Raw genomic sequence first — 22,171 nt, 5'->3', positions numbered from 1 at the left:
CGCCACAAGGGCTATCAATGCACGGATGCACAGTGGAGAGACGGCGATGAACATGCAGGTGCGGCGAGCGTGGTGGCGCGACCTTTCAGTACCGGCCCTCGTTGCCGGCTTCATTACTGTGCTGGTCGGCTTTGCCAGTTCAGCCGTCATCGTGTTCCAGGCGGCACAAGCCGTCGGTGCCAACCAGGCACAGATCGCCTCATGGATGTGGGCACTGGGACTGGGCATGGGTGTGACCTGCATCGGGCTGTCGCTGCGCTATCGCGTTCCGGTGGTGACCGCGTGGTCGACCCCGGGCGCGGCGATGCTGGTGGTCGGTGCCGGTGGCGCCTCGCTTGCTGAAGCCACCGGTGCATTCCTGCTCGCCGCGGTGCTGGGCATGCTGGCTGGCTTCTCCGGCATCTTCGCCCGGTTGATGCAGCGGGTGCCGATGGCGCTGGCCGCCGGCATGCTGGCCGGGGTGCTGCTGCGCTTCGGCCTGGACGTGTTCGTGGCCATGAACACCCAACTGGTACTGGCGCTGGCCATGTTCGCCACCTGGCTGGCCGGACGCCGCCTGTTCCCGCGCTATGCGGTCATCGCCACCCTGCTGGTCGGCATCGCGGTCGCGGCCAGCCGTGGCCTGCTGCACGCACAGCAGGTGCAGCTGCAACTGGCGGTACCACAATGGGTGACCCCATCCTTGTCATGGACTGCAGTGGCCGGCATCGCCCTGCCCCTGTTCGTGGTCACCATGGCCTCGCAGAACATTCCGGGCGTGGCGGTGATGCGGGCATCCGGCTACGACGCCCCGGTGTCGCCGCTGATCGGCTGGATCGGTGTGGTCAATACGCTGCTGGCACCGTTCGGTGCATACGCACTGAACCTGGCGGCAATCACCGCAGCGATCTGCATGGGCCGCGATGCGCATGAGGACCCGGCACGACGCTATACCGCCGCGATGGCGGCAGGTGCCTTCTACATCGTGATCGGACTGTTCGGTGCCACCGTGGCCGCACTGTTCGCCGCCTTCCCGAAGGAGCTGGTGGCCTGCGTGGCCGGTATCGCGCTGTTCGGCACCATCGCCAACAGTCTGGCCAGTGCGCTGGCGGTGGAGCGGGACCGCGAGGCGGCACTGGTCACCTTCCTGGTCACCGCCTCGGGCGTCTCACTGGCCGGCATCGGCTCGGCGTTCTGGGGCCTGGTGGCCGGTGCGCTGTGCCTGGTAGTGCTGCGGCCCCGTCAGGGACGCTGACCTGCCCTACCCCGCCAATGCGGCGTCGACAGTGCTCAGCACCACCGCGATGACGATGGCGATCAGCGTGGCGACCACGCTGGTGCCGCCGCGCGCGGTCAGCTCGCTGCGCAGCCGTGCGTCATCGCCGCCGGTGACGGCACGGGACTGGGCGATCAGGCGCTGGCAGTGTGCCAGGTACCAGCTGTTGCCAAAGATGCCGGTGGTGACGCTGAGCGCGATGGTGATGACCAGCGACACACCTTCGGGCACATCCAGCAAGGTCTCCACCACGCTGATCAGCAGCAGCAGGCCAACCCACATTGCCGCCAGGCGGTACATCCTGCGGTACATCATCCAGATCGGGCCGAGCAGGAAGGCCGGCCAGTGCCAGGTGCCACTGCCCGTGGCAATGCCCTGATCCAGCCGCCAGCGCTGGCGATAGATCGGGAAGTTGCCGCCGACCACGCTGGCGTACAAGGCCATCTCGCCCTCCAGCCCGGCAGCCGCAGCCACATCCGGTGCAGCGACCGGCGCACGATAGGGATCGGACGGATCGCCGACACTCGGCGCGACGCCCTCAACCGCAGGGGCTGCGTCGATATCCGGGACCGGAGCCACCTCGATGGGCGTGGACGCCTGCTCCAGTTCCGCCAACGGCTGCCATGAGGGCATGCCTTCGCACCAGAGCAGCGTGCGCGCCGTAACCGTCCCTTCCTGCTGCAGCTGGCGAAGACCGGCCAGATCCACCGGCCCACTGCTCTGCCTGCCATTGGCGTACCACCATTGTGCTTCCTGCATGTTTTCCGTCCTTGCTACCTGCTTCGACAAACTGAAACCGCTGCCAGCGCTTACAGCGCGGTGCTGGCCAGGGTCTGCGCCAGCCGATGGCGTGCACCCGGCGCAAGCATGATCTGGTCGGGGCCGGCATTGGCCACCTCCAGGCAGACGTAATCGTGCCAGCCCTCGCCGACATCGGCCATCCTGGCTGCGGCCTCCGCACCGGGATTCCAGGCCACCAGTGTCTGGCTGCCTTCGCTGCGGATCTCGATCCGCCGCTGCAGTACGGGATCACGCAGCGTGTAATGGCCGCCGGCACCGGTATAGATGCGATCGCTGCGACCGGGGTCACGCGGATCGCGCAATGACCACGGTCCCTGTTGCAGGCGCAGCTGCGCATAGTCCTCGTACTTGTCCAGGTACTGCAGGCCATCAAGGCCCTCGACCTCGACCCGGTTGGCATCACCCACCCGGAAATAGCTGTGCAGGGCCTGGGTGAAGGTCACCGGCGAGGTTCCGATGTTCTCGGTGACGAGCTGCTGACGCAGCTGGCGGCCGATGCGCAGCTGCATCTGCAGGCGCAGGCCGGGATCGGCGCAGGGCGCAGGTGCCAACTGCAGCTCGACCTCACCGTCATCGTTCTGGCTGGCCTGCAGAAGCTCCCAGCGCGCGGTGCGCACCAGGCCATGCGCGGGCACATCATTGTCCTGGCCCTGGCGGCCGAACCACGGCCAGCACACCGGGACACCACCGCGGATGGGCGCGGGCAGCTCGGCGCGCGTGGGCGAAAGCCACAGCAGATCGGACTGCCCATCGGGAATGAACGACAGCAGCTGTCCGCCGAACACGCTGATGACCGCCGTCGCGCTGGGGGTGCGCACGTGCCAGGCCTCCAGCCCGTGATACAGGCCGCTGCTGATGTCCGGATCCGACTGCATGCGATGACGCTCCTTGAAGACCGCGGCGATGATGTCGCGGTCAGCGTGCCTGGGGCAAGGCCTTCTGCCCAGCAGGTGCGATGGCGGCCGCCTCTTCCTGCAGCGCGCGCAGGATGCGTTGGCCGGCACGCCCATCGGCATTGGCCCAGCCGAGGCGCTGCTGCTCGGACTGGATCGCGCGACGGGTGGCGGTACCGATCATGCCGTCGGCGGTACCGATGTCGTGGCCACGCGCCAGCAGCAGGGTCTGCAGCTGACGGCGTTCATCGCGGCCGATGCCGGGATCATCGGTCGGCCAGGCGGTGGCCAACCCATTGCCGTCACGCAGCTGGTCGGCCAGCGTGGCGATCGCCAGCGCATAGCTTTCGGCGGCGTTGTAACTGTAGATCGCGTCGTAGTTGCGGAACACCAGCAACGCCGGGCCCTTGTTGCCGGCCGGCAGCAGCAGGGCGGCGCGCGCATCCGCCGGCAGGTTGGCCGGAGCCAGCGCGCTGCCATCCAGCGCGGTCACGCCCTGCGCACGCCAGTCGGCCAGGGCGCGACGCTGGGTGCGCCCGGCCTGGCTGGCGTTGAAGCCGGCAGGAACGCGAACTTCCATGCCCCACGGCTCGCCGCTGCGCCAGCCGGCGCGCTTGAGGTAGTTGGCGGTGGACGCCAGCGCATCGGGAATGCTGCCGACCAGATCGCGGCGGCCATCGCCATCACCGTCCACGGCGATGCGTGCGTAGGTGCTGGGCATGAACTGCGTATGCCCGAAGGCACCGGCCCAGGAACCGGTGAGCCCCTGTGCCTGCAGGTCGCCACGGTCGATCAGCTTGAGCAGTGCCAGCAATTCACCGCGGAAGAAGGGTTGGCGACGGCCGGCGCAGGACAGCGTGGCCAGTGACTGCAGCAGCGGGCGCTTGCCGAATACGCGGCCGTAGTCGCTCTCCACGCCCCAGACCGCGACGATGGTGGCCGGATCGACGCCGTACTGCGCCGACACCCGATCGAGCAGGTCGCCATGCTGCTGCAGCATGGCGCGACCATCAGCCACGCGCTGGCGATCGACCAGCGCGGCCAGGTAGTCCCAGATCGGCGTGGTGAATTCCGGCTGCGCGTCGAGCAGGCCGAGCACACTGGGGTCCGGAGCAAGCCCGGCGGTGATTTGATTGAAGCGATCGGCGCTGATGCCCTGGCTGGCGGCCATGGCCTGCAGTCCCGAAAGGCAGCGGCTGAAGGCCGGATCGACGCTGGCATCCGGTGCTGCAGGCAACGCGGGGGGCGAGGCGAGGGTGGCGGCCAGGCCGAGCGTGATCAGAATGGGCATGGCGTCCTCCGTGTTGCCGTTGCACGGCCATCTTAGGGGTAGCGGTGCTGCTGAACCTGAAGGGGTACCGGCTGGCCGGCCGCCCTAGATGGCACGCAGCAGGCGCAGGCCGTAGGCGGGACTGTCGGCATTCCAGCGCTGCGTGACCTGCAGGCCCGCCTGCTGCAGCAGCGCCTCGAAGCTGTCGTCGGTGTACTTGTGGCTGTACTCCACACGGATCGGTTCGTCGGCGGCAAAGTGGAAGGTGCGGCCGTCCAGATGCACATCCTGCGCCCAGCGGCTGACCAGATCGGTTTCGATGCGCAGCCGCGCGGTGCTGTAGCAGGCACGGTGGTGGAAGCCGTCGAGATCGAAGTCGCTGCCGATCTCGCGATTGAGCCGGGCCAGCAGGTTGAGAGTGAACGCGGCGGTGACGCCCTGCGCATCGTTGTAGGCCGCTTCGATCAGTGCCGGGTCCTTGTGCAGATCGATGCCGACCAGGGCCAGGCCGTCGCGGCCCATCGTCTGGCGCATCGCCCGCAGCAGTGCGACCGCGTCTTCGCCTTCAAAGTTGCCCAGCGTGGACCCAGGGAAGAACAGCAGCCGTCGCGCGGGTTCGCGCTCGGGCATGGGAACGGCGACGGGGCGGGTGAAGTCGGCACAGACTGGCAGCATCTCCACCTCCGGCAACGCCGGGGCCAGATGATCGATGCTGGACAGCAGCGCGGCCCGCGAGATTTCAATCGGCGTGTAGGCCACCGGGTCGTGAAGTGCGGCCAGCAGCAGCGCGGTCTTGCGGCCGCTGCCGCTGCCCAGCTCCACCACGTGCAGGCGCGGGCCAACGCTGCGGGCGATGTCCGGCAGCACACGCTTCAGCAGGGCCAGCTCGGTGCGCGTGGGGTAGTACTCGGGGGTCTGCGTGATCTGCTCGAACAGTCGCGAGCCACGCGCATCGTAGAAGTATTTGGACGGCAGCTGGCGCGGCGTACGTGAGAGTCCGGCCACTACGTCGGAGAGGATCTGCTGCCGCCCGGGGGTGAGATCGGTCAACGCCTGCAGCGCGTCATGCACGGTGCTCATGTGAGGTCCCTGGCCAGGCGCAGCCCGGAGAACTGCCAGCGCGCCGGCGGCATGAAGAAGTTGCGGTAGCTGGCGCGCACATGGCCGCGGGGTGTCGCGCAGCTGCCGCCACGCAGCACCCACTGCCCGCACATGAACTTGCCGTTGTACTCACCGAGGTTGCCGGCGAAGGGACGGAAGCCCGGATAGGCGCCATACGCGCTGTGGGTCCACTCCCAGACATCGCCGAACAGCTGCCGTACTCCACTGCCCTGCGATGCCTGCGGGTGCAGCCGGTCGTCGTCAGCGAAATGGCCGCGCAGCGGCTGCGACGCAGCGGTGGCTTCCCATTCGTACTCGCTGGGCAGGCGCGCGCCGGACCAGCGGGCGCAGGCATCGGCCTCGTAGTAGCTGAGATGGCAGACCGGCGCGTGCGGATCCAGTTCGCGCCAACCGCCCAGGGTGTACTCGCGCTGCAGGGCGTCATCCCAGTACAGCGGGTGCTGCCAGCCCTCGGCTTCGCGCAGCGCCCAGCCTTCGCTGAGCCACCAGCGCGGTTCGCGGTAGCCGCCGGCGTCGATGAAGGCCCGGTACTCGGCATTGCTGACGGGACGCTCGGCCAGTGCGTGTGCGGGGAGCAGCACGCGGTGCGGCGGCGATTCGTTGTCGTAGGCGAAGGCGGCGTGGCGCGGCCAGGCGGCAGCGCCGACGGTGACGATGCGTTCGGGTGATTCGATCCAGCCCTGGGCACTGGCAGCGCCGGGGACGGTTGGCAGGTCGTCGCGGTAGGCCGGCTGCAACGGGTTACACCAGAACGCGTGCTTGATGTCGGTGAGCAGCAGTTCCTGATGCTGCTGTTCGTGCTGCAGGCCCAGCTGCAGGTGCTGCAGCGCCTGCTCATCAAGGTCACCTGCCGCCAGCCGCGATTGCACCTGTGCATCGACCTGCTGGCGGTAGTCATGTACCTGCTGCAGTGAGGGCCGCGACAGCAGCCCGCGCTGCGGCCGTGCATGCGCCGGGCCGATGCTCTTGTAGTAACTGTTGAACAGGTAGTCCCAGGCAGGGTCATGCGCCGATGCAGCAGCGAAGCCCGCCAGCACGAAGCGTTCGAAGAACCAGGTGGTGTGGGCCAGGTGCCATTTGCTCGGGCTGGCATCGGCCATGCTCTGCAGCATGGCATCTTCGGCGCTGAGGGGGGCCGCCAACTGCACGCTGCGGTCCCGCACATGTGCGTACTGGCGGGCGAGATCGCGCTGCGGGGCAGCGACGGCGGCGGGTACGCTGTCCATGTGGGCAGCATCGGCGCTGGACGGTGAGTGCAATGTCATGGTTCAGCGTCACTTCGTTCACATGGATGAGCCTGCCGCATTCAAGAAGCCACCCCGAACGCCGCTAACGGCAATGCTGCGGCCGCGTCGTCACCGCGCTGGAATTCCTGCTTGCCCCTGCATCCGCTCCGCCAGCCTGCGCACTACCTGTTCGTGCTGCCCGCCCTGCTGGTTGCCGTGGTGGTATGGACCGCATTGGATACCGCAGATGTGGCCAGCCCGGCGCAGCGCATCCTGCCCTGGCTGCTGGCCTGCCTCGGTGCCGGCCTGGCCCTGCTCTACCACCAGGTACGTCCGCTCTGCCTGCTGCTGGTAGTGGCGGTCATGTTCGCGCTGCTGCACCAGGATGTCGGCGGCTACCTGCGCAGCGGCCATGTCGGCGCGCTGACACCGCTGCGCTTCCATGCCATCTCGGCGTGGCTGCCGTTGCTGTTCGCCGGGCTGTCGTTGTGGCCGGAGCGCGGGCGGCGCCGCCACGACCTGCTGTTGCGCTCCGTCGCCAGCGGTACGGCATTGCTGATCTTCCTGCTGCTGGCCACGCAGCAGCCGCGCGGCATGCACGATCTGCTGTCGAACCGTCACTGGGCCTGGATTCCCGCCGACTGGAACGCGCTGGCGCAGCTGCCGGCGCTGCTGTTCCTGCTGGCCACGGCGGCGCTGGGCTGGCAGGCCTGGCGGCATCCGCGGCCGCTGCACACGGCAATGCTGCTGGCCCTGCTGTGCCTGTGGTGGATGCTGCCACGGGTATTCCTGCAGCCGGTGCTGCTGCCGGCGCTGAGCAGCGCCGCCCTGCTGCTGATGCTGGGTGCAATGCTGCAGGAGTCCTTCCACATGGCCTTCCGCGATGAGCTGACCGGCCTGCCCGGGCGCCGCGCGTTCAACGAGACCCTGCAGCGGGCACGCGGCACCTACAGCATAGCGATGGTGGATGTGGACCACTTCAAATCGTTCAACGATACCCACGGCCACGACACCGGCGACGACGTGCTGCGCCTGGTGGCCTCGCGGCTGGCGCGCGTGGGTGATGGTGGACGTGCGTTCCGCTACGGCGGCGAGGAGTTCGCGGTCGTGTTCCTGGACCGCCCGACAATGGCCTGTGTCGATGCCGTGGAAGCCTTGCGGCAGAGCATCGAGGACACCCGCATGCAGCTGCGTGACCGCAGCACCCGCAGCCGCGACGATGAGGCCGGGCGCCAGCAGCGCGGGCGCGGCGGCAGCGGACAGGTAGTGCAGGTAACGGTAAGCATCGGTCTGGCCGACACCCGCGTCGGTCCGCGGCCGGCGGCGGTGGTCAAGGCTGCCGACCAGGCGCTGTACGTCGCCAAGGACGGCGGCCGCAACCAGGTGCGCGCGTATGCCGAGCAGGGCGTGCTGGCAGTACGCGGTGGCTGAGGCTCAGAGCGCGTCGAGGTAGTACCAGCGGCCTTCGATGCGCAGGAAGCGGCTGTGCTCGGTCATCTTCACCGCGCTGCCGCCGCCCACCCGGTAGCGCGCGGTGAACCGGACCTCTGCGCTGTCGGCGCCAGTAACGGTGTGCTCGTGCACGGTCAGGCCCAGCCAATGCGTACGCTGGCCGGGCGCATCATCCAGCGACAACTCGGCCGGACGCGTGTCCGGGTGCCAGCTCTGGCGCAGGTAGTCGGCCAGGCCCCGCACATAGGCGCTGTAGCGCGAACGCATCAGCCGTTCGGCATCCGGCACGGCTTCACCGGCATGAAAGCGGCCGCAGCAGGCGGCATAGCCCGCGGGCAGGCCGCAGGGGCAGGGATCGGCGGGTTTTCGGCTCATGCGGGCATTGTCGCCGGGTTGCGCGGATTGATCCACGCACGGCACAGGTCGCCGGGTACAGGACAGGCGTATGCTGTCGCGCCCCCACATCGATTGATCGCCGTGCTGGAACTGGTTCCCCCTGAGTTGTGGTGGCTGGTGGTGATCGCCTTCATCGCCGGCCTGGTCGATGCTGCCGTCGGTGGCGGTGGGCTGGTGCAGCTACCCGGCCTGTTCACCGTACTGCCGCAGCAGACGCCGGCGATGCTGTTCGGCACCAACAAGTTCAGTTCGATGTTCGGCACCGGTGCAGCCGCCTGGCGCTATGCGCGCAACGTGCGCTTCCCGTGGAAGCCGGTGCTGTTCGCGGCCGGCACCGCCTTCATCTTCTCCTTCGCCGGGGCCACCGCGGTGAGCCTGCTGCCCAAGGACGCGGTGCGCCCACTGGTGCTGGTGCTGCTGATCGCGATGCTGGGCTACACGCTGTGGAAGAAGGACTTCGGTGCGCTGCACCGGCCGCAGGAAATCGGCCGTCGCGAGCTGGTGATCGCGCTGGCGATCGGTGCGGCAATCGGCTTCTACGATGGTTTCTTCGGGCCGGGCACCGGCAGCTTCCTGATCTTCCTGTTCGTACGTTTCTTCGGCCTGGATTTCCTGCGCGCGTCGGCGGCATCGAAGGTGGTGAACCTGGCCACCAACGTAGCGGCGATCTCGTTCTTCGTGCCGACCGGCAACATCCTGTGGCTGTTCGCGTTGCCGATGGCAGCGGCCAACATCATCGGCTCGGTGGTGGGCACCCGATTGGCGCTGAAGGGCGGCACGCCGTTCATCCGCAAGCTGTTCGTGGGGCTGGTGGTGGTGCTGATCGCGCGGATGGCGTGGGATACGTTCCGCGGAGCGTGATCCACCGCGTCGCTGGCGCCTGACTCCCATGTGGGCGATCAGATGAGGGGGCATGGCAGGACACGCCGTGAACCCGTCCATGGGGGCTCGTGAGCGCCATCCATGGCGCTCGCGGTCCTGCCATGCCCCCTCACCCAACCGCTGCCCGGCCTCTGCGCGAGCGCGGAATCTGGGAGCAAGGGCAAGAGCAGAGCGGCGTCCAGTAGGTGCCAACCTTGGTTGGCACGCGGTCTCCGATCGCGAAGAGCAGCCGAGCATGGCTCGGCTCTACAGGTCGCTGGACCGAGGCGGTCAGGCCTCGGCTTCTTCCGGTTCGTTGGCCTGCTGGCGGCTGCGCTCGGGCAGCTTCAGGCGCTTGCCTTCTTCGTCGTACTCGATCAGCAGCACGCCGGAGTCGTGGCGGCCGCTGATCTCGACAAAGCAGGCGCCACCGATGAACGGTTCCAACGTCATCACCGACTTCAGCGGGGTGGCCACCACCATCTGGAAGCCGAAGTTGTCGAAGATGTTCATCGCCAGCGCGGTGAACTCGTTGTCGGCCTTGTCGAAGGCTTCGTCGAGCACGACTGCGGCGTAGCTGGGCAGCTGGCTGTCGGCACCGCCGAGCTGGTAGCGCAGCGCTGCCGCCAGGCAGGTGGTAGCCAGCTTCTGGCGCTGGCCGCCGGACTTGCCGGCGCCGCTGCGGTAGATCTCGACCTGCTGGCGCGTTTCCGCATCCAGCTCGACGCCGATGAACTCCACGTGCATGCGCACGTCCAGCACCAGTTCGCGCCAGCGCTTGTCCTCGCCTTCCTGCGAGCCGAGGCGGTTGACCAGCTGGCGCAGCACGGTGAACTGCGACTCTGCCAGCTCGCGCTGCTCGGTCTGCTGCTGCGACAGCACCTCGCGCAGCTGCAGGTGGAACTCGCCCACCTCCGGCAGACGGCGGTCGCTCAGTTCGATGGTCAGCAACGTGCCACGGTTGAACGGCACCTGTTCCAGGCTGGCGTTCACTTCGTCCAGGCGCTGGCCGATCGACTTGCGGGCTTCGGCACTATGGCGCTGCAGTGCCAGCAGGTTGTTCTTGCTCTGGTTCTGCAGCAGGTCGAAGAAGCGCTCTTCGTGCTGCGGCAGGCCATCGCGCTCCAGGCGTTCGAGGCGTGCGAGGAAGTCCTCGGCCGAGGCCACCGAGACGGTGAAGTCGCCCGATTCCTCCGGCCACTGCTGGATGAAGCGGCGGAAGCAGCCGATCAGCTGGTTCTCGATGCGGTTGAGGTCCTGCTGCGAGGACGACAGCTGCTCGTTCAGCGCGTTGCTGACCTGGCGCATGTGCGCTTCCAGCGTTTCCAGGCTGAGCGGGCCCTGCTCCTGCAGGCGCTCGGCGAGGCCGGCCTCCTGCTCCTGGGCCAGGCTCGGCAGCACCAGTGCACGGCTCTGCTGGCGCGCGCGGTCGAGGCGATCACGCTCCTTGACCAGCTGGCCACGCTCGACGCGGACGTCCTCATAGGTGCGGCGGGACTGCTCGATGTCGGCGCGCACGGCGTCGATCTGCTTGGCCAGCTTGGCGAGGTCGGCATTGCCTTCGCGCAGGTCACGCAGGGTGGCTTCGATATCGCTCAGACGCTGCTGCGGGGCAGCGGTGTCGATCTCGTTCCAGCTGATGCTGACCAGTTCGTGGCAGGCCAGGCGGCGTTCGTTGTCGCGGTCACGCTGGCCGCGCAGGCGCGCAATGTCGGTCTCGCAGCTGGCGATGCGCTTGGCCAGTTCCTGTGCTTCGCGCTCGAAGGCGCCCACCTTGTCGTGGTTGTTGAAGCCGAGGATCCAGCGGCGACGGTCGCCCACCGCACTGCGGTCGTCCTTCTCGAAACGATCGCCCGGATGCTTGACCTGGCCTTCGCGGGTGATGCCGCGGTCGACGTTGCGCAGCTGCTTGGCATCGACACATTCGTAGTCGAAGCGCTTGCCGAGCTCGCGTCGCAGCCAGCTTTCGAACACGTGTTCGCGCAGTTCCAGCTTGTGCAGCAATGACTTCGCCGACGGTTCGCGCGCGAACGCATCATCATTGCGACGCACGCGGTAGTAGGTGAAGCGCATGCCCAGGTGGGTACGGTTCACCCACTCGGCGACGTCGTTGTAGTGCTTGTCATCGACCAGCAGCGACAGTGCGAAGCCGCCCAGCACGCGCTCGATGGCACCCTGCCAGCCCTGCTCTTCCGAGCGGACCTGGATCAGCTCGCCGACGAACGGCAGCGCCGCCTCGGCGATGCCGGTCTCTTCAGCCAGGCGCGCACGCAGCTTCTGCATCGGTGCCGGGATGTTGGACGGCGTGCGCTGCATCGCTTCGAGCTCGGCACGGACTTCACCGAAGCGGCGCTCGTCATCGCGCTTGCCGCCCAGACGATCGCTGATCGCGTCGTCCAGCGCCGAAGACGCACGCTGGCGGTCCTGCAGCTCGTTCTGCGCGCGCTCGACCAGCTCGGCGAAGCCGTGGGCGTCGTCCGGCAGTTCAGCCTGCAGCTGCTGCGCGGCCTGGCTTGCCTGCTCGCGCTTGGCCTGGCGGCGGTCGCGCTCGGCTTCGGCACGGCCCTGCTCGCGTTCCAGTTCCTCGATGCGCTCACCGCCCTGCTGGCGGCGCTGCAGTTCCAGCTCGGCCAGACGCTCGGTGTGGTTGTCGAGTGCGGCACGGCGCTGGGCTTCCTCGCCCAGCAGGCCACGGTCACGCACGTCCATCTCGCGCAGGCGCGCTTCGATCAGCGCCTGGCGGCGGCTTTCGCGGAAGCTGTCGACGCCGAGCTTCAACGCTTCGTCGTCGCCACGCTGGCGGTGCATTTCCTTCAGGTCGTTGTAGTAGGCGCGTGCCGGCAGCAGGGTTTCCACCTGGCGGCGCGCGGTGACCACCGCTTGGTGCGCGCCATCGAGCTCGGCAAAGTCGCTGACCAGGCGCTCGGCGGCGTCGAAGGTCTTCGGCGTGTCGAGCATGAAGTCGCGCAGGAAGACATTGAGGTCGCCCAGGTTCTTCGCCGACTGCGTCTTGTGCAGCAGGCGCAGCGCCATCTCGTTGTCGATGCCGAGCAGGTCGCGGAAGCGCTCGGCGTAGCCGGAGAAGGTGTCGAAGTGGTGCAGGTCGGACAGCTTCTGCTTGAGCTTGCGCAGGTCCAAGTCGAAACCACCAAGGTCCTTGGCGATGTCGAACGGGCGCTCGGCGATCATGTAGTGCTTGCGCACATCGCCGGCCGAGGTGCCGTTGCCGGAGATCCACAGCAGGCGCACCAGGCTGACCACGCGGCCATCGCCGGCACGGTATTCCAGCACCAGCGCGGTCCAGGTAGCGCCCTTGCGCAGATATTGGGTGGCGATTTCGCCGGTGCCGCTGTCCTGCTGGTCGGCCCACGCGCCACGCACGTAGGACACCAGGTTGCGGTCGCGGCCACTGCGCTCGGCTTCGCGGGCGGCGGCGTTGAAGTCGACGATGGCCGGCGGCGTCAGCAGCGCGGACATGGCATCGAGCAGGGTCGACTTGCCCGAGCCGGAGCGACCGACGAACAGGAAGCCGCGCTCAGCGATCGGCACTTCGGTCAGGCCGTTGAAGGTGCCCCAGTTGTGTACCTGCAGGCGGCGCATACGGAACTGCTGCAGACGCGGGTCCGGCAGGCCTTCGTTGAACAAAGCGGGAGTGTGCTTGGAGATAGCCATGCGGTGGTCGGGTCTCTCAGGCCTCGGCGGCCGGGGTTTCACGCAGCTGGCGGTAGACCGCCGAGAGCTGGGACACGTCTTCGGCGGAGAACAGCAGCTTCAGCGCCGGCGAGACTTCGTGGCGGTCTTCCTGGCCGCTGAGGCGGGTCAGGATGTGGTTGTCCTTCATTTTCTGCACCGCCGAAGCGACGCGGCGGTTGAAGCCGGCGCGGTCGGTGGACAGGTTCTTTTCATAGATGGCCAGCGCTTCGGCCATCTCGGCGTCGGCGACCACCGCGCGGTTGCCGCGCGCATCGGCCTCGGCCAGCTGCTGGCGCAGGTACAGCAGCAGCACCGAGTCGATGAAGGTCAGCGGCGACGTGCGCAGCAGCACCGGCGCGTCGACGTCTTCGGTATCAGCCTGGCGGGTGAACGCCACGCCGCTTTCACGATCAAGAACCAGTTCCAGGAACAGATCCGCCAGCGACGAGCGGATGGCCGCCTCGCTGCGGATCAGTGCAGGCCACAGCTTGGCGTGGCGCAGCTGGTCGATGCTGGGGCCGATCAGCAGCTGGCACAGCGCGCGACGCGCATCCAGCGGCAGGCGCCCGGTATCGCCGAGGTAATACACGTCGTTGCCACGGCGGGGCTGCGCCACGGCCGCCACCGGCTCGGCCTCGTAGGCGTCTTCCGCCACGTCGGCCTGCGGTGCGTCGATGGGATCTTCATGCCAGCTCATGGCGTCTCTCCTGGGTGAACCAAACCAGCGGGATGCGGGCGCGACGGATCTGGCCGTCGCCACCACGCCATTGCGCAAGCTCCTGCTCGCCGGCAACCACGTTGCCGAAGCGCGTGCCCAGCGACAGGTAGCCGATGACGCTGCCGAGGCCCTGCGGCGCTTCGCGCTGCGACAGGGCCTGGGCGATGCTGAGCCGCGGCTGTGCATCGAGCAGGTCGTGCAGGTCCTGGCGCAGCGTGCGGAAGTCGATTTCGGACGAGGCCACCAGGTCGCCGACGCTCTCCAGGCTGATCGCAGCGGCGTCGTTGTACTCGACGTTGCCGTCGACCTGGGCGCTGCGCGGATCGTGCAGTTTCCACTGCGACCACGAGCGCAGGCGGCTGGTGGTCAGCTGCAGGTCGCGGCCGATGCCGCGTTGTGCGGGGAATTCGTCACGCAGTGCCAGCGCTTCGGACTGCGCCTGCTTCAGCAGCTGGTTGAGGCGGCGCTGTTCCAGATAGCCACGGCTCTGCACGAAGCCGCGCAGGCTGCGCGCGAAGTTCTGCAGCACATCGTGCACCTGGCCACCGCGCTCGAGCATGGTGCTGGTGAAGCTGCGCAGGAAGTTGCGTTCGTTGCGGTCCAGGCGGCGCGCGAATCCACGCGCCAGCACCGCTTCCAGCGCGGCATCGAGCTGGGCACTCTGTTCGGCGTCGTTGAGCAGGCGCCAGAAGGCCTGGAAACTCCGTCCGGCGTCACTTTCGCCGATGACATCCACACCTTCGAACAGCTGCGACAACACATCGCCGCGCTCGCCCTCGTCGTCGATGATGCGTTCGCGGAAATCGCGGTTGAGCTGCTCGAAGTCATCGCGCACACGGCGGAAGTCCTCGGTCAGCTCGTCGGCCAGGCCGATGATCTGGCGGGTGCGTTCCAGCGCGCGCTTGCCGTCCAGCGCAACCACGCGGCCAGTGCCGACCCGGGCGATTTCGGCATCGATGCGATCGCGCTCGTCGTGCAGCGCGGACAGGCGCGCATCAGGATCGGCTTCGGTCTGCGCAGCCAGCGCCGATAGCTGCTCAATGACCAGCGCCAGGCGGCTTTCGGTGGCGGCCACGCGGGCCTGCTCGAGGCCGTCCGCGAAGCGGATCGCCTGCAGTGCAGCAGTGGACAGCTCGTACTGCTCCTGGTCGGCGCCTTCGGGCAAACGGCGTTCCAGCCAGCCCTGGGCCAGCCAGTGCGCGATGTAGGCCTGGGCGGTACGCGGCAGCTCGCGAGAGAGTTCATCGCCAGCCAGCTGGTCCAGCGCGCGCTGCAGTCGCTCATTCAGCACCGAGGACGGCAGCGTGCGCTCGCCGTCCATCAGCAGGCCCTGCAACAGGCCGATGATTTCCGGGGCGTGGTCGGCGGCAAGCAGCTTCCACTGGGGCTGTTCGCGCAGGTGGCGGTAACGGGCAATGCGTTCGCGATGCTTCATGCAGCGAAAGAAGTCTGTAGGGCTGACAGGGACGAGCCGCCATGCACGGCTGCCGCGTGGGCAGCCGAGGGCATGCCGGCCTGCAGGGGCCGGCGCGGTGCAGGCAAGCGGCTCAGCGCTTGCCGCCCACTTCGATGAAGCGCAGGAACTCGGCGCGGGTGCGCGCGTCGTCGCGGAAGCTGCCCAGCATCTTGGAGGTGACCATGCTGACGCCGCGCTTGTGGATGCCGCGGGTGGTCATGCATTCGTGGGCGCCTTCGACGACCACGCCGACGCCGATCGGCTGCAGCACATCCTGGATGCACTGGGCGATCTGCGCGGTCATCTTCTCCTGCACCTGGAAACGACGGGCGTAGGCTTCGACGACGCGGGCCAGCTTGCTGATGCCCACCACCTTGCCGGCCGGCAGGTAGCCGACGTGCACGCGGCCGATGATCGGCGCCATGTGATGTTCGCAGTGGCTTTCGTACTCGATGTCGCGCAGGACGATCAGTTCGTCGTAGCCGGCCACTTCCTCGAAGGTCCGCTCCATGTAGGCGCGCGGGTCGTCGCGGTAACCACTGAACCAGTCGCCATAGGCTTCGGCGACACGGCGGGGGGTATCCAGCAGGCCTTCACGGGACGGGTCCTCACCGGCCCAGCGCAGCAGGGTGCGCACGGCATCCTCGGCCTGGTCCTGGGTCACGTCGCCCTGCGGGGCGGCCTTTTCGTTGTTCTTGCTCATTGCGTACAGCGTCCCGAACGGGGGGCGAGCATCGTACCCGACCGGGGGGTGGGTCGTCCTGTTGGGACGGTTCATCGGGGGGTCTTGCGGCGCCTCGTTGCAGCTGAGCGAGAGGGGGAGGGGCAGGCCAGGCAGGACACGCCGCAAGTACGTCCCTGTAGGCTCGTCCACGGCATCCATGCCGTGGACGGTCCTGCCCGGCCTGCCCCTCCCCCTCTCCGACAGTTTCCTGCGGGCGCGGCCGGGCCGCCCGAAAGCGGGCGCAAAAGCGGGGGTTCATGGCTTCGGAAGCAGCGCGCCGCTGCTGTGGTGTCTTCTGCTTTGGTGGGTGCGGATCTTGGTCCGCACTGCTTCTGCGCTTGCCTTTAAAGAGTCAACCCACCGCGCTCGCGGGATGTGGGGTGGGTGGTGGAGGGCCGGGCGGGGCAGGGCCGTGAGGCGCATGGATGCGCCGATCGAGCTTACATGGACGTACTTGCAGCGTGCCCTGCCCCGTCCGGCCCTCCGCCGCCCCAACCGATAGCCAGCAGGCGCAACGCTTTCCTCAACCCACCCATTCATAAAAACCATTGATAGGAATGAAATTAGTAGTATCCTATCTATCTCTTATGGACCGACCCCTCGACGAGCGCACCGTGCTGCAGATGCAGCTCAGCTCCGGCCTGCTGTACGCAGGGCGGCAGTGGCAGCGCCTGGCCGACAGCCGGCTCGGCAGCTACGGCATCTCCACCGCCTGCACCATGCCGCTGCTGATGATCGGCCGCTCCGGCGGTGGCATCCGCCAGGTGGCGCTGGCCCAGCAGCTGGGCATGGAAGGGCCTTCCCTGGTGCGCCTGCTGGACAAGCTGTGCGCCAGCGACCTGGTCCGCCGCGAGAGCGACGCCAGCGACCGCCGCGCCAACCTGTTGTGGCTGACCGACGCCGGCCAGGCGCTGGTCAGCGAGCTGGAAGACCAGTTGATCGGCCTGCGCCAGGACGTCTTCGGCGAACTGTCCATGGATGAACTGCACGCCGTGCTGAAGGCATGGCGCCTGCTGGCCGAGGCCGCCGACCGCATCACGTAAGCGCACTGCCCCCCAACACCGCCGCTGCCGTGCACGCGCCAGCGGCTTTTACCCGTTGCCGTTGTTTCGTTGTTCCTCCCCTCCCCCACCTCGCCCACGCCCCTACCGATGCCCGGTGAATTCAGTCTCCACGGAGTGTTCGTCCCGACCCTGCTCGGGTTGATGTTGTTGGCCTATCTGGTCAACAGCGGCCTGCACGCGCTGCTGCAGCGTGCCGGCGCCTATCGCCATGTATGGCACCCGGCGCTGTTCAACCTTGCCCTGCACGGGATCGTGCTTGGCCTGCTGTTCCACCTCCTGCGTTGGATGCAATCGTGAACAAGATCGTGAAGAAGACCCTGCCGGTGCTGCTGACCGGCGCAGCCGTGATCGTCGCCCTGCTGGTGCTGCGCCAGCTGTGGGTCTATTACATGGATGAGCCGTGGACCCGCGACGCGCATGTTGGTGCCGACGTGGTGCAGGTGGCGCCGGATGTGTCCGGCCTGGTCGAAACGGTGCAGGTGGCCGACAACCAGGCGGTGAAGAAGGGTGACCTGCTGTTCGTGGTCGACCGTGCCCGTTACCGCATCGCGCTGGAGCAGGCCAAGGCCAGCCTGGGCGAGCGCCAGGCCTCGGTGGCACAGCTGCGACGCGAGATCGGCCGTGACCGCAGCCTGCAGGACCTAGTCGCCGCCGAGGACGCCGAAGTGCGCCGTGCCAAGCTGCAGGCCGCACAGGCTGCGCTGGCCACCGCACAGGCGGCGGTCGACCTGGCCGAGCTCAACCTGAGCCGCACCGAGGTGCGCGCACCGGCCGATGGCCGGGTCAACGACCGCACCATGCGCGTGGGCGACTACGTGGTGGCCGGCAAGCCGGTGCTAGCGCTGCTGGATACCGGCTCGTTCCGCATCGATGGCTACTTCGAGGAAACCCGCCTGCGCGGCGTGGCCCCGGGGCAGCGCGTGGACATCCGCCTGATGGGTGAATCGACCCCGCTGCGCGGCCATGTCGAGAGCATCGCCGCCGGTATCGAGGACCGCTACCGCAGCAATGGCAGCACCCTGCTGCCGAACGTGACCCCGGCCTTCGACTGGGTGCGGCTGGCGCAGCGCATTCCGGTGCGCATCGCCATCGACGAGGTGCCCAAGGGTGTGGAACTGATCGCCGGCCGCACCGCCACGGTGACCGTGGACACCGGCCGCCATCCGCACAACGACAAGGCCGGCACCGCGCCGACACAGGCGGTCCTGTGAACGCCGCCCTGCCCCGTCTCGGCCTGATCGTCGCGCTGGCCAGCCTGGCCGCGTGCAGGACCGTCGGCCCGGACTATGCATTGCCGGAAGGCTCGGCGTTCAAGCGCCCGCAGGCCAATGCCGCCTTCATCGATACCCAGAACCCGCAGATCGCCGCCAACCAGGCGCTGCCCGACCGCTGGTGGTCGCTGTACAACGACCCGGTGCTGGATGGCCTGATCACCCAGGCACTGCGTGACAACGTGGAACTGAAGGCCGCCGATGCGCATCTGCGTCGCGCCGCAGCGGTATACGAACAGGCGCTGGACGCCGGTGGCTTCGAGTACGAGGCCGAGGCCGGGATCAGCCGCGCACAGCTGTCGGCCGAATCGTTCCTGCAGGAGCACGAGCTGCCGGTGATCAACCTGGCCGATGGCAAGTTCGCGGTCAGCTACCAGTTCGACCTGTTTGGCAAGCTAAAGCGCGGCGCCGAAGCGGCCCGTGCCGACGAGCAGTCGGTCGCCGCAGCGCGCGACCTGGCCCAGGTCAGCGTGGTCGCGCAGGTGGCCGACAGCTATCTGGAAATCTGCCACGCCAACCACGAACTGCACGTGGCCGAGCATTCACTGCAGCTGCAGCAGCGCAGCCGCACGGTCACCGAGCGCCTGATCGCGGCCGGCCGCGGCACACCACCGGAGCTGGCCCGCGCCAATGCCCAGGTGGCGCTGCTGGAAGCTGCACTCCCGCCGCTGCAGGCGCAGCGCTCGGCCGCCGCCTATTCGCTGGCCGCGCTGCTGGGGCAGACCCCGGGCCAGCTGCCGGCCGGTGTGATCGACTGTGCACATGCCCCCAGCCTGGCGCAGCCGCTGCCAGTCGGTGATGGCCGTGCACTGCTGCAGCGTCGCCCGGACGTGCGCCAGGCCGAGCGCAAGCTGGCCTCGGCCACGGCGCGGATTGGTGTCGCCACCGCCGAGCTGTACCCGGACATCCGCCTGGGTGCCTCGCTCGGTGCCGCCGGCCTGCTGGAAGACTTCGGCACGCCGATGACCCAGCAGTGGTCGATCGGCCCGCTGATCTCGTGGACGCTACCGTCCTCGGGCACGCACGCACGCATCCACGCCGCCGAAGCCGGTGCCGATGCCGCGCTGGCCGAATTCGACCACACCGTGCTGCAGGCGCTGCGCGAGACCCAGACCGCGCTGGACCGCTATGCGCAGGACCTGCGCCGGCTGCAGTCGCTGCGCATCGCGCAGGAGCAGGCCGCACTGGCCGCCGAGCAGAACCGCAGGCTGTACCAAGGCGGCCGCACGCCGTACCTGTCCAGCCTGGATGCCGACCGCAGCCTGGCCACCAGCGACGCCACCCTGGCGGCCGCCGAAGCGCAGGTCTCGCGCGACCAGATCCACCTGTTCCTGGTGCTCGGTGGCGGCTGGCAGGCCGGCGCCGCCGCGCCCAGCGCCTCGACCGCAGCGAAGTAAGCCATGAACGCGCTGACCGACCGCCAGGCCTGGCTGTTCTCGATCAAGACCTACCTGGCCGCGGTGGCTGCGCTGTACATCGCCATGGCCGGCAACCTGTCGCGCCCGTACTGGGCGATGGGCACCGTGTACATCGTCAGCCAGCCGCTGCTGGGCCCGACCCGGGCCAAGGGCGTGTACCGCATCGTCGGCACCCTGGTGGCCGGCCTTGCCACCCTGCTGGTGCTGCCGGCGCTGGTGGAGACGCCGCTGGTGCTGAGCGCGGCGATGTCGATCTGGCTGGCCGGCTGCCTGTTCATGGCCCTGCTCAACCGCGGCCCGCGTGGCTATGCATTCCTGCTGGCCGGCTACACCACCGCCTTCATCGGCTTCCCGGCGGTGACCTCGCCGGAGACCATCTTCGACACGGTGGTGGCACGCAGCGAGGAGATCATCCTCGGCACGGTGGTGGCGGTGCTGTTCGCGTCGCTGCTGTTCCCGGCTTCGGTACGCCCGATGCTGCGCGCGCGCATCGGCAACTGGATGGAGGACGCCGCGCAATGGTGCCGGCAGATCCTTGAACGTGGCCGCGCGCATGCGCCGCGCAACCGGCTGGCTGCCGACCTGGTGCAGTTCGAAGCGCTGATCGAGTTCCTGCGCCGCGATGATCCACGCCATACCGGTTCGGCGGTGTCGATGGAGCGCCTGCGCGAGCGCATGCTGCTGCTGTTGCCGGTGCTGTCGTCGATTGCCGACCGCCTGAGTGCGCTGCGCAGCGATGGCCAGGCCCTGCCGGAAGGGCTGCCGGCACTGGTCGACGATATCCACGACTGGCTGGACGGGCCGACCAACGCCAGCGAGTACGCCCGCCTGCGCGCGCGCATCAGCGCACTGAAGCCACAGGTGGACCGCGACCTGCAGCATCTGCAGCTGGCCAGCCTGCTGCTGCGCCTGGAAGAACTGGTGGACCTGTGGCAGGACTGCCGCACCCTGCAGCATGCGATCGACCACGGCACCGCGCCGCTGGACCGCGCGCACTACCGCATCCGCACCGAACGCGTGGCCGCCGACAAGCACGTCGACTACGGCATGGCGCTGTTCTCCGCGCTCAGCGCCGGCGTGGCACTGATGAGCTACTGCGTGCTGTGGATCGCGCTGGGTTGGGAAGGCGGTGGCAACGGCGCGATGATGGCCGCGGTGACCGCCGCGTTCTTCGCCGCACAGGACGACCCGGCACCGAGCATGGTGTCGTTCCTGGTGTGGGCGATGGTCGCCTCGGTAGTGGCCGGTGTGTACCTGTTCGGCGTGTTCCCCGCGGTACACGACTTCGGCCTGCTGGCATTGGTGCTGGCGGTGGCGTTCCTGCCGCTGGGTCTGATGCTGCACCACCCCAAGAGCGCGCTGTTCGCACTGCCGCTGACCGTGAACCTGGCCGCGCTGCTGAGCCTGCAGAACACTTACAGCGCCAACATCCAGACCTTCCTCAACTCGTCCATCGCGATGTTCATCGGCATTGGCTTTGCGGTGGTGATGACCCGCCTGTTCCGTTCGGTGGGTGCCGAGTGGACCGCGCGCCGCCTGGTGCGGCAGGGCTGGACCACGCTGGCCGAAGCCGCCGAAGGACGTGGCCAGCAGGACCGCCAGCGCTTCGCCGCACGCATGCTCGACTTGCTGGGACTGCTCGCACCGCGCCTGGCGGCAACGCCGGAGGGCAGCGACATCGCCTCGGTGGACATGCTCAACGAGGCGCGCATCGGCCTGAACATCCTGCAGCTGCGTCGCGCACGGCTGGAACTGCCCGAGCGCAGCCGCGAAGCGGTCGAGCACATCCTGGAAGATGTGGCCGTGCACTATCGACGACAGATTGCCGTGCGCAAGCCGATTATGGCCGCCGAAGCGCTGCGCGAGCGGCTGGATACCTCGTTGGGCCGGGTCGGCAGCGTGGCCGCGTGCAAGGCGCGCGACGAAGCGCTGATGGGCCTGATCGGCCTGCGCTTCGCACTGTTCCCGGAGGCCAAGGCATTGGCGCCGGGGCTGGCGATGAGTGCGGCCGCACAGCCGTAGCGCGATACCCTGTGCGTCCACAGACTCCGCGCAGGGGTCAGAGCCCTCTCCTGCGGAGAGGGATCCGACCCTGGCGCTGCAACAGGACGGTTCAATGAGTTACGACATGATGGTGTTCGAGGTCAGCGCCGCCCCACGCGAGGCCGCGGCCTTCATCGCCTGGTTCGAGAAGCAGACGCAGTGGAACGAGCGCCACGAGTACGACGACCCGGCGGTCAGCAGCACGGCGCTGCAGGCGTGGTTCGCGGAGATGGCACAGGACTTCCCGCCGTTGAACGGCCCATTGAGCCACGACGATAACGAACGCGCCGAGGTGACTGAGTACAGCATCGGTAGTCAGGTGATCTACGGCGCGTTCGCCTATTCGGTGGCTGAGCGCGCGCACGGGCGGGTGCAGGACCTGGCCGAGAAGCACGGCGTGGGCTTCTTCGATGTGAGTGCCGATGAAGCGGCGATCGTGTTCCCGGATGGCCTGGTACTGTTCGCGGAATGAACGTGGCGGCAGGGCTGCGCCCTGCACCTGCCGGAG

Annotated in this window: 19 protein-coding genes; 9 read left to right on the top strand and 10 right to left on the bottom strand. The window is 68.2% G+C overall.

Annotation, left to right across the window (positions count from 1 at the left end; translation table 11 throughout):
* Window positions 1-46 precede the first annotated feature (46 nt).
* Entirely contained in the window at window positions 47-1,234 is a 1,188-nt protein-coding gene (locus tag V3B46_RS11625; protein ID WP_329891945.1) for a benzoate/H(+) symporter BenE family transporter, read from the top strand.
* Window positions 1,235-1,240: 6 nt separating this feature from the next.
* Here V3B46_RS11625 and V3B46_RS11620 read toward each other — a convergent pair whose 3' ends face one another.
* The 5 genes from V3B46_RS11620 to egtB all read right to left on the bottom strand — a co-directional run bounded on the left by V3B46_RS11620 (window position 1,241) and on the right by egtB (window position 6,567).
* Window positions 1,241-2,014, bottom strand: coding sequence for a DUF2628 domain-containing protein (locus V3B46_RS11620; RefSeq protein WP_154264852.1), 774 nt, complete (start codon window positions 2,012-2,014; stop codon window positions 1,241-1,243).
* Between the two features lie 50 nt (window positions 2,015-2,064).
* A complete protein-coding gene (locus V3B46_RS21725) occupies window positions 2,065-2,931 on the bottom strand; it encodes a D-hexose-6-phosphate mutarotase (RefSeq protein WP_489686290.1) in 867 nt (288 codons plus the stop codon).
* Window positions 2,932-2,971: 40 nt separating this feature from the next.
* Entirely contained in the window at window positions 2,972-4,240 is a 1,269-nt protein-coding gene (locus V3B46_RS21720) for a lytic murein transglycosylase (protein WP_489686289.1), read from the bottom strand.
* 84 nt (window positions 4,241-4,324) lie between these two features.
* Complete coding sequence (egtD, locus tag V3B46_RS11610) at window positions 4,325-5,299, bottom strand: L-histidine N(alpha)-methyltransferase (RefSeq protein WP_097048073.1); 975 nt, start codon at window positions 5,297-5,299, stop codon at window positions 4,325-4,327.
* Window positions 5,296-6,567 carry an ergothioneine biosynthesis protein EgtB gene (gene egtB, locus V3B46_RS11605; RefSeq protein WP_329891944.1) on the bottom strand — a complete coding sequence of 424 codons (1,272 nt, stop codon included), beginning with the start codon at window positions 6,565-6,567 and terminating at the stop codon, window positions 5,296-5,298. Before egtB ends, egtD begins: the two co-directional genes overlap by 4 nt.
* Before the next feature lie 150 nt (window positions 6,568-6,717).
* On the opposite strand from egtB, the gene V3B46_RS11600 reads away from it, so the two are divergent.
* Window positions 6,718-7,998: a GGDEF domain-containing protein gene (locus V3B46_RS11600; RefSeq protein ID WP_180869245.1), complete on the top strand. Its 1,281-nt coding sequence runs from the start codon at window positions 6,718-6,720 to the stop codon at window positions 7,996-7,998.
* 3 nt (window positions 7,999-8,001) lie between these two features.
* On the opposite strand, the gene V3B46_RS11595 is transcribed toward V3B46_RS11600, so the two are convergent.
* Window positions 8,002-8,394, bottom strand: coding sequence for a YchJ family protein (locus V3B46_RS11595; RefSeq protein WP_180869247.1), 393 nt, complete (start codon window positions 8,392-8,394; stop codon window positions 8,002-8,004).
* Window positions 8,395-8,496: 102 nt separating this feature from the next.
* Here V3B46_RS11595 and V3B46_RS11590 point away from each other — a divergent pair, with 102 nt between their 5' ends.
* Complete coding sequence (locus V3B46_RS11590; RefSeq protein WP_154264859.1) at window positions 8,497-9,276, top strand: sulfite exporter TauE/SafE family protein; 780 nt, start codon at window positions 8,497-8,499, stop codon at window positions 9,274-9,276.
* Window positions 9,277-9,567: 291 nt separating this feature from the next.
* Here the strand turns inward: V3B46_RS11590 and V3B46_RS11585 are convergent, their stop codons facing one another.
* From V3B46_RS11585 to folE, 4 genes are all read right to left on the bottom strand, one after another.
* Window positions 9,568-12,948: an ATP-binding protein gene (locus tag V3B46_RS11585; protein WP_329891942.1), complete on the bottom strand. Its 3,381-nt coding sequence runs from the start codon at window positions 12,946-12,948 to the stop codon at window positions 9,568-9,570.
* A gap of 16 nt (window positions 12,949-12,964) precedes the next feature.
* Window positions 12,965-13,666 carry a DUF4194 domain-containing protein gene (locus tag V3B46_RS11580; protein WP_154264860.1) on the bottom strand — a complete coding sequence of 234 codons (702 nt, stop codon included), beginning with the start codon at window positions 13,664-13,666 and terminating at the stop codon, window positions 12,965-12,967.
* Complete coding sequence (locus V3B46_RS11575) at window positions 13,653-15,122, bottom strand: DUF3375 domain-containing protein (RefSeq protein WP_049429215.1); 1,470 nt, start codon at window positions 15,120-15,122, stop codon at window positions 13,653-13,655. Before V3B46_RS11575 ends, V3B46_RS11580 begins: the two co-directional genes overlap by 14 nt.
* 112 nt (window positions 15,123-15,234) lie before the next feature.
* Complete coding sequence (gene folE / locus V3B46_RS11570) at window positions 15,235-15,846, bottom strand: GTP cyclohydrolase I FolE (protein WP_004141296.1); 612 nt, start codon at window positions 15,844-15,846, stop codon at window positions 15,235-15,237.
* Window positions 15,847-16,454: 608 nt separating this feature from the next.
* Between folE and V3B46_RS11565 the strand changes: the two genes are divergently transcribed.
* From V3B46_RS11565 to V3B46_RS11540, 6 genes are all read left to right on the top strand, one after another.
* Window positions 16,455-16,910 (top strand): MarR family winged helix-turn-helix transcriptional regulator, encoded by a 456-nt coding sequence (locus tag V3B46_RS11565; protein WP_008265191.1) that lies wholly within the window; start codon window positions 16,455-16,457, stop codon window positions 16,908-16,910.
* 108 nt (window positions 16,911-17,018) lie between these two features.
* Window positions 17,019-17,228, top strand: coding sequence for a DUF1656 domain-containing protein (locus tag V3B46_RS11560; protein WP_329891941.1), 210 nt, complete (start codon window positions 17,019-17,021; stop codon window positions 17,226-17,228).
* Window positions 17,225-18,142, top strand: coding sequence for an efflux RND transporter periplasmic adaptor subunit (locus tag V3B46_RS11555; protein ID WP_164171367.1), 918 nt, complete (start codon window positions 17,225-17,227; stop codon window positions 18,140-18,142). The genes V3B46_RS11560 and V3B46_RS11555 overlap by 4 nt, the downstream gene beginning before the upstream one ends.
* A complete protein-coding gene (locus V3B46_RS11550) occupies window positions 18,139-19,599 on the top strand; it encodes an efflux transporter outer membrane subunit (protein ID WP_329891940.1) in 1,461 nt (486 codons plus the stop codon). Before V3B46_RS11555 ends, V3B46_RS11550 begins: the two co-directional genes overlap by 4 nt.
* A 3-nt stretch (window positions 19,600-19,602) precedes the next feature.
* Window positions 19,603-21,642, top strand: a complete 2,040-nt coding sequence (locus tag V3B46_RS11545; RefSeq protein ID WP_329891939.1) for an FUSC family protein — start codon at window positions 19,603-19,605, stop codon at window positions 21,640-21,642.
* A 94-nt stretch (window positions 21,643-21,736) separates the two neighbouring features.
* A complete protein-coding gene (locus V3B46_RS11540; protein WP_329891938.1) occupies window positions 21,737-22,135 on the top strand; it encodes a hypothetical protein in 399 nt (132 codons plus the stop codon).
* The last annotated feature ends 36 nt before the right edge of the window (window positions 22,136-22,171 follow it).

This window comes from Stenotrophomonas sp. SMYL11, from assembly GCF_036320005.1.
In the GTDB taxonomy this organism is placed as follows: domain Bacteria; phylum Pseudomonadota; class Gammaproteobacteria; order Xanthomonadales; family Xanthomonadaceae; genus Stenotrophomonas; species Stenotrophomonas maltophilia_A.
The sequence above is the reverse complement of the archived record's forward strand: the minus strand, read 5'-3'. Positions and strand labels throughout refer to the sequence as shown.